We start from the raw sequence: 12,381 nt of genomic DNA on the forward strand, positions 1-12,381 counted from the left end.
GTTGAGTCACTTATACGATAGTTCCGGAAACTTCTCCCAATGTCAGCTCCCTGGCCCTGGCCCGGATGGTCACCGTGTCCCCGTCCTCCAGGAACGAGCGGGTCTCACCGCTCGAGAGCTTGAGAGGCTCGCTCCCGTTCCAGGTCAGCTCGATGAGCGAGCCGCGCTCGCCCGGTGAGGGCCCCGAGATCGTGCCGCTGGCGAACAGGTCTCCGGTGCGCAGCGAGGCCCCGTTCACCGTCATGTGGGCGAGCATCTGGTCGGGCGTCCAGTACATGCTCGAGTACGGCGGCCGCGACACGACCTCCCCGTTGAGCACGATCTCGAGCGAGATGTCCAGCCCCCAGTCGCTCTGCCTGCGCAGGTAGCCGACCGGCTCGGGATCCTGGGCGCGGCCGGGGATCCGGGGCAGCGCCTCCAGCGGCGTGATCCACGGCGAGACCGACGTGGCGAACGACTTGCCCAGGAACGGCCCGAGAGGCACGTACTCCCACGCCTGGATGTCACGCGCGCTCCAGTCGTTGACCAGCGTCACCCCGAACACGTGCTCCTCGAACGCCCCGGCGGGCGAGCCGAGCGTGGTCGGCATCCCGACCACGAACCCCAGCTCCGCCTCGATGTCCAGCTTCGCGCACGGCCCGAACGCGCCCTGCCCGAGCTGTCCTTGCGGGCGCCTGACCGGAGTGCCCGACACGACGACCGTCCCCGACCTGCCGTGGTAGCCGACGGGCAGGTGCCGCCAGTTCGGCTGCAGCGGTTCGGTGCCCGGCCGGAAGATCTGGCCGATGTTGCTCGCGTGGTCGATCGAGCAGTAGAAGTCGACGTAGTCGGCCACCTCGAACGGCAGGTGCAGCCGCACCTGCTCCAACGGGATCAGGTGCCGCTCCGTCATGGAGGCGTCGCCGGTCAGCTTGTTCTGGATGAGCGCCCTGGTGTCGCGCCAGGCCGTGCGCCCGCGCGCCATGAACGGGTTGAGCGACGGGGCGGCGAAGACCTCGTCGTGCAGGGCCGGCGCCAGGTCGAGCACGTGGTCGCCGTACCGCACGCCCACGCGGGGCGCCTCACCGGGGCGCGAGAAGACGCCGTAAGGAAGATTGTCCACTCCGAAGGTCACGTGATCAGCCCCAGTGTGCGCAGGTCCTCGACGGGGGTGCTGGTGCTGCATGAGCCGTAGCTCACGAGCAGTTGCCGCGCCCGTTTCGCGGTGTCCTCCTGTACGGAGTGCGCGAGCCGTACGATGTGGCCCACGTCGGTGGTGCGCAGGAGGGGCACGGGGTCGCGCCCCTCCACGGCCTCGCAGACCGCCAGCACCAGGTTCAGGAAGCCGTGCCGGTCGACGCCGAGCGAGGGGTCGAAGTGGCGTACGGCGTGATGCAGCCCGGCCGTGGCCTTGAACGGGATGTCGTGCTCGACGCAGAACCTGATGAACGCCCCGAGATGCTCCGCCGGCGGGAACGCGTCCGCGGTCAGCCCGCCGCAGCGCACCTTCAGCCCGATCCCGTCGGGCACGTCGACGCCCAGCCTCGCGGGCGCCAGCTCCACGAAGAGCCGCACGCTCTCCGTCAGCCCGAGGCCGCGGGCCAGCACGTCGATCGTCATGTCGGGCGGCAGCGCGGCCTCGACGAAGTCGACGGGCAGGTCGTCGAAGCCGGGCACCTCCTCCTGGTCCAGGATCAGCCCGATCCGCCGCGGCAGGTAGTCCATGTCGCGCAGCCGGTGCAGCCGGCTGGCCGGGCAGAGGAAGCGGTGGGTGAGCACGGAGCAGCCGTGCTCCAGATCGCGCCGGTTGCGGGCCAGCGCCTCGTCCATGTGCAGGGACGTCGGCGGGAACAGCCCCGCGTCGTCCACCAGTGACGTGTAGACGTTCATCGTGACCACGTCCACGCATAGCCGGAATCCTCGCAGGACAGCGCGCCCTGGCCCAGGTCGAGCGGGCGGAACGTGTCCACCATGACGGCCTTCTCGCTCGTCGTCGTGACGCCGCGGGAGACCGCGTCGATCACCGCCTCGACCGCCCCGGGCTGCGGCCCGTGCGTGAAGCCCGCGGGGTGCAGCGAGATCGAGCCGACGTCGATGCCCGAGCCCTTGCGCGCGGAGTAGTCGCCGCCCACGTAGAACATGAACTCGTCGGAGTCCACGTTGTGGTGGTTGTACGGGATCGGCACGGACTCGGGATGGAAGTCGAGCGGCCGCGGGCAGAACGAGCACACCACGAACCCCGGTCCCTCGAACGTCTGGTGGACGGGCGGCGGCGCGTGCGTCTTCTTCACGATCGGCTCGAAGTCGTCGATGTTGAACGCGAACGGGTAGAGGTAGCCGTCCCAGCCCACCACGTCGAACGGGTGGTTGCGGTAGACCAGCCTGCTCAGCCCGCCGCGCGTGCGCACCAGCACCGGCACCTCCTCGCCCTCGACGATGAGCGGCTCGGCCGGGGCGCGCAGGTCGCGCTCGCAGTAGGGCGCGTGCTCCAGGAGCTGCCCGTACTGTGACAGGTAGCGCTTGGGCGGTCTGATGTGCCCGCCCGCCTCGATGGCCAGCACGTTGACCTGGCCGTCCGGCACCCAGCGGTGGATCGTGCCGGTCGGGATGACGATGTAGTCGCCCTCCCCGGCCTCGATCACGCCGTACGTGGACTCGAACCTGACCCGGCCCCGCTGCACGTAGACGCATTCGTCGCCCATCGAGTTGCGGTAGAGCTCGCTCGCCCGGTCGCTGGTGGCGTACGACAACCGGACGTCGCCGTTGCCCGCCAGCAGCATGCGTCCCGTGACCAGGTCGCCCGCGCTGGACAGCTCCTGCGTGCGGAAATGGCGTGGCGAGAGTGGCAGGTTGGGCTCCAGCCGCGTCTCGGCCGTGGGCGTGACCGCCTCCGCCTTGACGATCGCGGTCGGCAGGTAGCGGTGGTACAGCAGGGAGGAGTCGGACGAGAAGCCCTCCTCGCCCATCAGCTCCTCCGCGTAGAGACCGCCGTCCGGCCGCCTGAACTGCACGTGTCGCTTGCGCGGCACCTCCCCAACGACGCGGTAGTACGGCATCTCCCTGCCTCCGTTATGATGTCCGTTAATCGGACGGAAGTGTCCTTTATGTGTAACAACCGTCCGCCATCGGCCTGGAGATGTCAACCCAGCGCGGCGGCCAGCTCGGCGGCGGCGGCGACCACCCGAGGGCCCGTGGACTCCTCCAGCGGTCCGAACGTCACCACCCCCACCGACGCCTCCAACCAGGACAACCCGGTGACGGGCGCGGCGACGCCTCGCGCACCCTCCTGCAACTGCCCCTCCGTCGTGAAGTAGTCGTCACGCCCTTGGCGCAGCGCCAGGATCGCCTGCCCGGCCGCCCCTTTCGCCAGCGGATGGCGCGAGCCCTCGCGGTAGGCCACGTGCATGTCGGTCCAGGACGGCTCGACGACCGCCACGGCCAGCCCGTCCTCGCCCTCGGCCACGGTCAGGTGCGCGGTCGCGCCCACGTCCTCGGCCAGCCGCCGCAGCGTCGGCACGGCCGCCGCCCGCAGCAGCGGCTGCACGGCCTGCGCCAGCACCAGCACCCCGAACCCCAGGTGGACCCGTCCCTCGGCGTCCCTGCGTACGAACCCCTCGCTCATCAGCGTCGTCAGCAGCCGGTACACCACGGGACGGCTCAGCGACAGCTCGGCGCTCAGCTCGGTCGGCGTGCGGCCGCCCTTGCCGTCGGCGAGCAGTCTGAGCAGGCGGAGCCCGCGCTCCAGGGTCTGAGCGGATTCAGCGGCCATAGGAACGATTATCCAGTGACTCTGCGCACTGAAAGGGGTACGTATCGAGTCGGGGGAGTCCGGGGGGATGACGATGCTGCGGCAATGGTGGGTGCTCGTGCTCGGTGTGCTCGCCATGTGCGCGCTGTACACCACCGTGCCCAGGCTCGCCATGACGTTCATGGCCAGGCAGATCCCGCTCGATCCGCCCGCCGACAACCTGGTCGAGAACGCGTTCGACCTCACCCAGGGCATCGAGGTGCGCCAGCAGCTGCTGCCCACCACGAAGGGCGTCACGTTCCGCCCCGCCTACCTCGCCGTCGGGATCAGGGTCGACCAGAGCGGCAGGCTGTACGGCACGCCGCAGCGCGCCGGCACGTACCTCACCCCCGTCGCGATCTGCGCCGGCCAGTCGTGCCAGGAGCAGCCGCTCACCCTCAACGTGCACGGCAACGTGCCTTGGGAGCCGCGCGAGCTCACCTTCCCCGGCCAGGTGGGCATCCCGCTGGACAGCGAGATCGGCGTCAACGGCGGCCCGCCGGGCGTGGTGCCCACGTTCACCGTGACCGACCACACGAGGCTGCCCGCAGGCGTGACCATCGGCCCCGACGGTCATGTGGGCGGCGTGCCCGCGGCGGCCGGCATCTCGGAGGTGCCCGTACGGATCTGCGTGGCGGGCAACTGCGCGGGCGTCGTGGTCCGGCTCATAGTCGTCTGAACGGCGCGGACAGCCCCTGGTAGGGCTCTCCTCACCGCAAGTCGGGGGACGGCGGGCATGATTCCGCCCCGGTGCGAGGCGGACACTTCAGGTACAGATCGCTCACCTACGGAGGTCCGCCATGAGCACCGTCATGGAAGCACGCAGAACCGACCCTCTGCCGCCCGTCGTGCATACCGCCGCCATGCTCTGGCTGGCCGCCGTGGCGTTCGGCGCGTTCGAGACCGTCCTGATGGTCGCCCAGCTGCTGTACGAGGGCACCGCCACGGTCGCCGAACTGCTGCCCCAGGCCGGGATCCGGCTGGCGGTGTTCGCCGTGGCCGTCTTCCTGGCGCTGCGGCTCAAGCGCGGCGAGAACTGGGCCCGCCTGACCCTCGCCGTGACGCTGGGGATCTTCGGCACGCTCTCGCTCGTCATCGGCCCCGTCCAGTGGCTGCTGGCCGGCGGCTCGATCGGAGAGGCCGTCTCAGGGGCGGACGCGATGGGGCTGATCTTCGCGGGCAGCAGGATCATGCACGTGGTGGCCGTGCTGGGGGCGGTGACGCTGATGTTCCAGCCCAGGGCCAACGCCTACTTCAAGAGACCGGCTCGCCTGCCGGCGCCCTGAGATTGCGCACCCCTGGGGAGAGCAGGGCGGCGAGCGTGGACAGCACGACGATGACCGCGCACCCGAGCAGCGACTCCTCCGTGCCGAACCACTCCGCCGCCCGCCCCGCGAGCACCAGCCCGATCGGGCCGAACATCAGCGACCCGAGCATGTCGTACGCGCTGACCCGCGACAGCGACTCGCCCGGCACCTCGCGCTGCATCGTCGTCTGCCACAGCACGCCGAACACGTCGAAGCACACCCCCAGCACGAACGCCCCGATCACGATCGCCCAGAGCGGCGCGTCCAGCCCGAGCAGCACGTACGGCAGCGCGGTCGGCAGGCAGAGCAGCACGGCCACCAGAATGGGGCGGCGCGGCCGCAACCGCATCGCGATCAGCACCCCGACGATCGTCCCGACGGCCTCGCCCGCCAGGAACGCCGACCAGGCCGCCGGGCCGCCCAGGCTCTCCTTGGCCAGCAGCGGGCCGAGCACCCCGTGACCGGCCTGGATGGCCATGACCATCAGCGAGAACTGCGCGACCACCACCCAGATCCACTGCCGCGAGGCGAACTCCCGCCAGCCGTCCCGCAGATCGCCCATCACCGAGTGCCGCCGCCGCGGCTCCGGGGCCGTGTCCGGCTTCATCCCCATCATGGCGATCAGCAGGCCGGCCGTCGTGAACATCGCGCCGCTCACGATCAGCGCCCAGCCTCCGCCGAGGAGCACCACCGCGCCGCCGCCCAGCACCGCGCCCAGCACACGGGCGGCGTTCCCGCCCAGGCCGATCAGCGCGTTGCCGGCCTGCAGCCGGTCGAGGGGCACGACCTCGGGGATGATCCCGGTGAACGCGGGGAACGCGATCGCCGTCGCCACCCCGCTGAACGCCGCCGCCGCACACAGCGCGGGCAGCGGGGTCCAGCCGGTGAGCAGCATCGCCGCCAGCGCGAGATACCCGGTCGCCATCAGGAAGTCGCCGGCCATCAGCACCCACGTCCGCGGCAGCCGGTCCGCGAGCACGCCGCCGAACAGGGTCAACGCGATCATGGGCACCGACTCGGCGGTGAGCACCGCGGACAGGGTGGAGGCGGTGGCGCCGGGGAGGCCGAGCACGCCGAACGCCAGGGCCACGGGTGCGAACGCGCTGCCCAGGACCGCGATGGTCCTCGCCGACACCAGCAACGCGAACCGGCGATCCCGGAGCAGCCCGAGATCGCGTAGATAGCTCTGCACCGGTGCACCCCCAAGGAAAACGGCCAAACTCCGTTATTCTGCCGTTCTCCATGGCCCTTGTCGTGCGAATATTCCTCCGGTAACAAGACCTGACACGGAATGTGTCCGCCTTTGGCAAGACTCCGGTCCCCTTTCTCCCGTAATTTGCTAGGGCCCGACTGTCGGCGAGGGGACTCCATGGGTCGGCTGGTCTATCGCGGTAGGTGGACGCTCCTGGCGCTGAGCCTGGTGGCGGCTCTGCTGATCGCGCCGCTGGCCATGTCAGGACGGGTGACGGGCGGCGGCTTCGAGGACTCGCGCACCGGCTCCGCGATCGCCGCGCGCTGGAGCGAGCAGTGGTACGGCGGCCAGAGCCCCGACGTGGTCGTCCTCTACCGGCACCCGGCGGTCAAGGTGCGCGACCCGCGGTACAAGAAGGCGGTGCACGACTCGCTGCGCCGGCTGCCGGACGCCTATGTGCGGCGGATGACCACGTACTGGACGACGGGGTCGAAGGAGATGGTGTCCGGGGACGAGCACTCGACGTACGCGCTGATCACGCTGAAGGGCGGCAAGAGGGAGAGTTACGCGGCAATCGCGGGGCGGCTCAGGAGCGCCAGGAACCTCTACGTCAAGGTCGGCGGGGCGGTGCCGACGCAGGCGGAGCTGGACGCGCAGGCGGCCGCCGACCTGAGCCGAGCCGCGGCCATCGGTGGGCCGGTGCTGCTGGTGCTGCTCGTGGCCGTGTTCGGGAGCCTGGTGGCGGCGCTCCTGCCGCTGCTCGTGGGGGCGCTCGCGGTGCTCTGCGCGCTGGCGCTGCTCCCTGAGGTGTCCGTCTACTTCTGGTACGCCGTCATGCTGCTCGGGCTCGGGCTGGCCGCCGGCCATTCACTGCTCGTGCTCAGGACGTTCAGGGAAGAGCTCAGGGCCGGGGCGTCGAAGGAGGAGGCGGTGGCGCGGACGATGGCCTCGGCCGGGCGGGCCGTCGCCGTCTCCGGGGCGACGGTGGCCGCGTCGCTGCTGGCGCTGCTGCTGTTCCCGCAGCCGTTCCTACGCTCGATCGGGCTGGGGGCGGCGGCGGTGGCGCTGGTCGCGGCCGTGGCCGCGCTCACCGTGCTGCCTGCCCTGCTGGGGATACTCGGGTCCCGCGTGGACGCGCTGAGGCTGGTACCCGACTTCGGGTCCGTACGGCAGGACGGCGGCCTCTGGCACGCCGTCGCGTCCGGCGTGGTGCGCCGGCCGGTCGCGTACCTGGTGGTGGTGACGGTCGTGCTGGTGTCGCTGTCGGCGCCGCTCTCGCACCTCCAGTTCAGGAACGCGGACCACCGGGCGCTCCCCGCCGCCTCCGACAGCCGCCTGGTGGCCGAGGCCCTCGACCGGGACTTCCCCGGGAAGGCACTCTCGCCGATCGACGTGCACGTCCTGGCCGACGGCGCCCTCTACGCCCGGTCCTTCATGGAGCAGGTGGAGCGGCTGCCGCACGTCACGGGTGTGGACGTGGCGGGGGAGTCGAGGAAGAACGGCGACGTGCGGCTCGCCGTACGGCATGATCTCGACCCCATGTCGGCGCAGGCCGAGGCGCTGGTCACGTCGATCAGGTCCCTGGCTCCCGGGCCGGACGTCAGGCAGGTCGTGGTCGGCGGGCCCACCGCCGCGCGGCTCGATCTTTCCGACAGCCTCTCCGCCACCCTGCCGTGGCTGGCGCTGGTGGTCTGCGCGGTGATGTCGGTGCTGCTGTGCGCGGGCTCCGGGTCGCTGGTGCTGCCCGTTCGCGCGCTGACGGCCATGGTGCTGTCCGTGGGGGCGTCGTTCGGGGTGCTCGCGTGGGCGTTCCAGGGCGGGTGGCTGGGCTTCGCGGGGCCCGTCGACGTCTCCGTGGCGCTGCTGATCGTGGTCGTGCTCTTCGGACTGTCCGTGAGCTACGAGGTGTACCTCGTCTCCCGGGCGCGTTCCGAGTGGCTGAGCAAGGGGGACCACGCGGGGGCCGTGGCGGCGGGGCTGCGGGAGACGGGCGGGGTGATCACGGGTGCGGCGCTCCTGCCGATGGCCGTCGCCGGGGCGTTCGCGACGGCGGGGATCACGGTGGTGCGGCTGCTCGGGGTGGGGCTGTGCGTGGCGATCGCGGTGGACGCGGTGCTGGTGCGCGTGCTGCTGGGGCCCGCTTCCCTGCGGTTGCTGGGCTCCGTGAGCTGGTGGCCGCTCCGGCCCCGCGAGCGCGCCGAGCCGCGCGAGGATCCGCCGCCCCCTCCGCTGCCGCCTGCGGACCGGCGTCCGATCACGGCGGGCGGCTCCGATCAGCGCCCGATGCTGACCCTCAAGGGAAGACCGGCCGTCTTCGGCGCGGACACCGATCCCGTGCCGGTGCCCGCCGAGCCCGCGGAGCTCGACCGGCCCGCGTGGGAGAAGGTGGCGGAGGGGCGTACCAGGGCCGTGCGCGCCAATACCGACGGATCAGGCTGGAAATGGGTCGAGGTGGACGAATGAGGCTGACGTGAAGTCATGGATTTCATTGAACGTTATTGATCGTCCGGATAGTGTGCGATATGCCCACGATCATCCCCTGGAAGTTAAGGTGCCATGCGACGGCGGTTACGGCAGCTCTTCGTCATCGGACTCGCTCTCTCACTCCTAGGCATCGGCGTTCCGGCGTGGTCGGAGGACGACCCCAGGAGCTGTAACGACCTGCTGTCCGCCGACACTCCGGCGTACGTGATGTGCCGATGGCTGGCCACCCCTGAGGAGGCCGCGGACATCGCGCGGTTCTGGCTCGAGAACGACGGCCAGCACATGCAGGAAGCCGGCCCCATGAACCCCATCACGGTGGACTGCACCGAAGAGGGCAACGTGTGCCCGACCGACTCCGAGGGCGACGGCGAGATGCACGACGTCGACTCCCCGGACGTCCCGGGCGCCGAGGACGGCGGCACGCCCGAATGCAACAACGGCAACGAGTGCGGCTACGTCGACCCCACCGGAGTCACGACCGCCGAGAAGACCTCCGCCCAGGAGAGCCCGGCGGGCAAGGCCGCGCAGGCCGTCGTCCAGACGAAGATGCGCCTCTGGATCGAGACCGAGCTCGCCGACGACTACAAGGCGGGCAAGCTGGCCGAGGCCGTCAAGAAGGTCGCCGCGCTGGTCGCCGCGCAGCCGGGCGTCGTCGGCGTCAGGTTCACCTCGCAGCTCGGCTTCAACCAGACCTTCACCACGGCGGACGAGCTGGACAAGTTCGTCGCCGAGACCACGGCCGCGCTGCGTACCGCGGTGCCGGGCAAGAAGCTGGCCGCGCACACGGTGGTCCCGGTCTTCGGCTGCGGCGCCAACGACGCCTGCAAGGCCGAGATGACCAAGAAGTACCCGCTGCTCGACCCCGAGCGCATCGGCGCCTGGCTCAACAAGGGCCTGATCGACCAGCTCGCCCTCGACAACGGCCACCTGGCCACCGAGTACGCCACCTGGAAGATCGACGCCGCTGAGGCCCAGCGCAACCAGTCGATCCAGGTTCGCGCCCGCGCCTGGGACGCCTACGCCCAGATCGCCGTCGAGGACGCCTCCTTCGCCGCCTCGGGGAGCTCCCAGCTGAACGAGGAGCAGGCCACCAAGGCCATCACCGAACGCATCGCCTCCCCCCTCCAGGAGGACGCGGCGGAGACGGTCACGCTGTGGACGCGCTGGCAGAACAACCAGGGCCAGGTCAACCGGGTGTACGGCGAGAAGTGGGCCGCCAACACCACCTGGGAGCAGCTCAAGAAGCTCGACTCGGTCCGCGCCCGGCTGGCCACCATCTACGACCCGGCCAACCCCGAGGTGGACGTGGCCACGGACCTGAAGAACCTCTCGGAGGTCTTCGGCCAGGTCTACCTGCACGCCGCCTGACTCTCCCTCCGTAAGGCCCGGGGCACCGCTTCGCCGGTACCCGGGCCTTCGTCATGAGCCGGGTCTCAGAGGAGAGTCCCGCCCGTGACCTCGAACTTGGTCAGCGCCGCGTCGATCCGGGCGAGCGTGTCGGGGTGCAGGGTGAGGTCGGCCGCCGCGAGGTTCTCCTCGATGTGGGCAGGGGTGCGGCTGCCCGGGATGGTCACCACGTGTTCGTCCTGGTGCAGCAGCCAGGCCAGAGCGAGCTGCGCGGGCGTGATGCCCAGCTGCGCGGCCAGGGCCCTGATCGGGGCGTAGCGGTCGTTGTTGCCCGCCAGGTTCTCGGCGGAGAAGCGGGGCGCGTTGTGGCGGAAGTCGCCCTCCTCGAGCGTCTGCACCGTGCCGGTCAGGAATCCGGTGCCCAGCGGGCTCCACGCCACGATCCCCACGCCCAGCTCCCTCGCGGTCGCGAGCAGGTCGGGGTCGATGGGGCGCCACATCGACCACTCGTTCTGCACGGCCGTCACCGGGTGCACCGCGTGCGCGGCCCTGAGCTGGGCGGCCGTCACGTTGGACAGGCCGATGTGCTTGATCAGGCCGTCCCGTACGAGCCCGGCCAGCGCGCCGGCCACGTCCTCGACCGGGACGCCGGGGTCCGGATAGTGCGAGTAGTAGAGGTCGATCACGTCCGTGCCCAGGTTGCGCAGGCTGCGCTCCGCGTAGCCGCGGATCAGGCGGGGGTCGGTGTTCACGCGTAGCTCGTTGAACGCGTAACCGACCGGATGCGACCGGCTCGGCTCGCCCTCGGGAATCGCCAGGCCGAACTTGGTCGCGACCACGACCTCGTCCCTGCGGCCCTTGATCGCGCGCCCCACGAGGCGCTCGTTGTGGCCGTCCACGCCGTAGGCGTCGCTGGTGTCCACGTGGGTGGCGCCACCGTCCAGCGCGGCCTTGAGCGCCACTTCGGCGCGGTCGTCGTCGATCTCGCCGTAGACGCCCGGCGAGAGCACCATGGCGCCGAAGCCGAGGGCGGAAACCTGCAGGCTGCCAAGCGTTCGTGTCTTCATGCGCTCGATCCTGCTGCGCGGAGGCCCGGCCCGTCCAAGACCCTTTGCTATAACCACTAGTTATGGATGTGCACTTGCGAGAGCTGCGGTACTTCGTCGCGGTGGCCGAGGAGCTGAACGTGACGCGGGCCGCCGAGCGGCTGTTCGTCTCCCAGCCCGCGCTGTCGAAGCAGCTCAGGGTGCTGGAACGGCAGCTTGGGTTCCCGCTGTTCGAGCGGGTGCACGGCGGCGTGGAGCTCACCCGGCAGGGCGAGGCGCTCCTGCCCACCGCCCGCGAGCTGCTCGAACGCTGGGCGGCCGGGGCAGAGTCCGCGCGGGCGGCGGCTCCCGCGGGGACGCTGGTGATCGGGATGCAGACGGCCGTGGGCAGAGGGCTGCAGCAGGCGGCGCTGCGGCGGTTCTGGGCGGCCATGCCGGGGTGGGAGGTGTCGCTCCGGCTGGTGGGCTGGGACGATCCCAGCGGCGGGCTGGCTGACGGGTCCTCCGACGTGGCCTTCATCTGGCTGCCGGTGCCGACGGGGCTGGAGACGTACGTGCTGGCCACCGAGGGCAGAGGGGTGGCCATGCCGGCCGATCACCCGCTGGCGGAGCTGCCGGAGATCCCGTTCGGGGCGCTGCGCGACGAGCCGTTCATCGCCCTGCCGCCGGCGGCGGGGCCGCTGCGCGATTTCTGGCTGGGTCTGGACGCCCGCGACGACGAGCCGTTGATCGGGGTCACCGCGAACACGCCGGAGGAGGTGTTCGAGGCAGTGACCAGCGGACTCGGGGTCGTGCTCGTGGCCGAGGGGAACGCCACGCTCTACAACAGGCCCGGCCTGGTCTACCGTCCCGTGACGGGGCTGCCCCCTGGAGAGCTCGCCATCGCCTGGCGCGAAGGGGATAGAAGCCCACAAGTCGCGGCATTCATCAACGCGCTCCGACAAGTCGTCGCTAAGGTCTGACGGGACATCTGATCCCGTGGAAGGGCGAGACATGAGCGACCACGACATCACCTTCGACCTCATCGACGCCGACAACGACGGCCGCATCTCCGCTGTCGAGCTCGTACGGTTGATGGAGGTGCTCGGCCAGCCGATCAGCCTGGACGCCGCGCAGGAAGGCGTGCGGAAGCTCGACAAGGACGGCGACGGCCTGATCGACAAGCAGGAGTTCGCCGACTTCCTCCAGAAGTGATAAAAACAAGCTCTTGCTACACAATCTCCTGTTGCCTGGGTCACA

At 70.6% G+C, this 12,381-nt stretch carries 12 protein-coding genes; 6 read left to right on the top strand and 6 right to left on the bottom strand.

The genetic code is table 11. The features are described 5' to 3' along the window. Positions 1-10: 10 nt before the first annotated feature. The 4 genes from fahA to AB0J64_RS02780 all read right to left on the bottom strand — a co-directional run bounded on the left by fahA (position 11) and on the right by AB0J64_RS02780 (position 3,748). The gene (gene fahA, locus AB0J64_RS02765; protein ID WP_364019541.1) at positions 11-1,114 is read right to left on the bottom strand and encodes a fumarylacetoacetase; all 1,104 of its coding nucleotides are present in this window, start codon (positions 1,112-1,114) and stop codon (positions 11-13) included. Then, entirely contained in the window at positions 1,111-1,884 is a 774-nt protein-coding gene (locus AB0J64_RS02770) for a hypothetical protein (RefSeq protein ID WP_364019543.1), read from the bottom strand. Before AB0J64_RS02770 ends, fahA begins: the two co-directional genes overlap by 4 nt. Further along, positions 1,866-3,035, bottom strand: coding sequence for a homogentisate 1,2-dioxygenase domain-containing protein (locus AB0J64_RS02775; RefSeq protein WP_364019546.1), 1,170 nt, complete (start codon positions 3,033-3,035; stop codon positions 1,866-1,868). The genes AB0J64_RS02770 and AB0J64_RS02775 overlap by 19 nt, the downstream gene beginning before the upstream one ends. 83 nt (positions 3,036-3,118) lie before the next feature. Beyond that, positions 3,119-3,748: a helix-turn-helix domain-containing protein gene (locus AB0J64_RS02780; protein ID WP_364019549.1), complete on the bottom strand. Its 630-nt coding sequence runs from the start codon at positions 3,746-3,748 to the stop codon at positions 3,119-3,121. Positions 3,749-3,815: 67 nt separating this feature from the next. On the opposite strand from AB0J64_RS02780, the gene AB0J64_RS02785 reads away from it, so the two are divergent. Together AB0J64_RS02785 and AB0J64_RS02790 are read left to right on the top strand one after the other, a co-directional pair. Beyond that, entirely contained in the window at positions 3,816-4,445 is a 630-nt protein-coding gene (locus AB0J64_RS02785) for a hypothetical protein (protein WP_364019552.1), read from the top strand. Between the two features lie 121 nt (positions 4,446-4,566). Further along, on the top strand, positions 4,567-5,052 hold the full coding sequence (locus tag AB0J64_RS02790; RefSeq protein ID WP_364019555.1) for a hypothetical protein: 486 nt from the start codon (positions 4,567-4,569) through the stop codon (positions 5,050-5,052). Here AB0J64_RS02790 and AB0J64_RS02795 read toward each other — a convergent pair. Beyond that, a complete protein-coding gene (locus tag AB0J64_RS02795) occupies positions 5,021-6,265 on the bottom strand; it encodes an MFS transporter (protein ID WP_364019558.1) in 1,245 nt (414 codons plus the stop codon). The two genes, AB0J64_RS02790 and AB0J64_RS02795, sit on opposite strands and share 32 nt — an antisense overlap. A gap of 177 nt (positions 6,266-6,442) precedes the next feature. Here AB0J64_RS02795 and AB0J64_RS02800 point away from each other — a divergent pair, with 177 nt between their 5' ends. Then, positions 6,443-8,728, top strand: a complete 2,286-nt coding sequence (locus AB0J64_RS02800; RefSeq protein ID WP_364019561.1) for an MMPL family transporter — start codon at positions 6,443-6,445, stop codon at positions 8,726-8,728. A gap of 93 nt (positions 8,729-8,821) precedes the next feature. Beyond that, complete coding sequence (locus tag AB0J64_RS02805; protein WP_364019564.1) at positions 8,822-10,117, top strand: hypothetical protein; 1,296 nt, start codon at positions 8,822-8,824, stop codon at positions 10,115-10,117. Between the two features lie 65 nt (positions 10,118-10,182). Here the strand turns inward: AB0J64_RS02805 and AB0J64_RS02810 are convergent, their stop codons facing one another. Continuing rightward, a complete protein-coding gene (locus tag AB0J64_RS02810; RefSeq protein WP_364019567.1) occupies positions 10,183-11,163 on the bottom strand; it encodes an aldo/keto reductase in 981 nt (326 codons plus the stop codon). Positions 11,164-11,237: 74 nt separating this feature from the next. On the opposite strand from AB0J64_RS02810, the gene AB0J64_RS02815 reads away from it, so the two are divergent. Further along, positions 11,238-12,104, top strand: coding sequence for a LysR family transcriptional regulator (locus tag AB0J64_RS02815; protein ID WP_364019570.1), 867 nt, complete (start codon positions 11,238-11,240; stop codon positions 12,102-12,104). Between the two features lie 31 nt (positions 12,105-12,135). After that, positions 12,136-12,336: an EF-hand domain-containing protein gene (locus AB0J64_RS02820; RefSeq protein ID WP_364019572.1), complete on the top strand. Its 201-nt coding sequence runs from the start codon at positions 12,136-12,138 to the stop codon at positions 12,334-12,336. Positions 12,337-12,381 lie beyond the last annotated feature (45 nt).

Source organism: Nonomuraea sp. NPDC049695 (genome assembly GCF_040674955.1).
Lineage (GTDB): Bacteria > Actinomycetota > Actinomycetes > Streptosporangiales > Streptosporangiaceae > Nonomuraea > Nonomuraea helvata.

Coding starts and splice junctions, on each gene's coding strand:
- AB0J64_RS02775 (WP_364019546.1), bottom strand. CDS start 3,035: ATGCCGTACTACCGCGTCGTTGGGGAGGTGCCGCGCAAGCGACACGTG.
- AB0J64_RS02780 (WP_364019549.1), bottom strand. CDS start 3,748: ATGGCCGCTGAATCCGCTCAGACCCTGGAGCGCGGGCTCCGCCTGCTC.
- AB0J64_RS02785 (WP_364019552.1), top strand. CDS start 3,816: ATGACGATGCTGCGGCAATGGTGGGTGCTCGTGCTCGGTGTGCTCGCC.
- AB0J64_RS02790 (WP_364019555.1), top strand. CDS start 4,567: ATGAGCACCGTCATGGAAGCACGCAGAACCGACCCTCTGCCGCCCGTC.
- AB0J64_RS02800 (WP_364019561.1), top strand. CDS start 6,443: ATGGGTCGGCTGGTCTATCGCGGTAGGTGGACGCTCCTGGCGCTGAGC.
- AB0J64_RS02805 (WP_364019564.1), top strand. CDS start 8,822: ATGCGACGGCGGTTACGGCAGCTCTTCGTCATCGGACTCGCTCTCTCA.
- AB0J64_RS02810 (WP_364019567.1), bottom strand. CDS start 11,163: ATGAAGACACGAACGCTTGGCAGCCTGCAGGTTTCCGCCCTCGGCTTC.
- AB0J64_RS02820 (WP_364019572.1), top strand. CDS start 12,136: ATGAGCGACCACGACATCACCTTCGACCTCATCGACGCCGACAACGAC.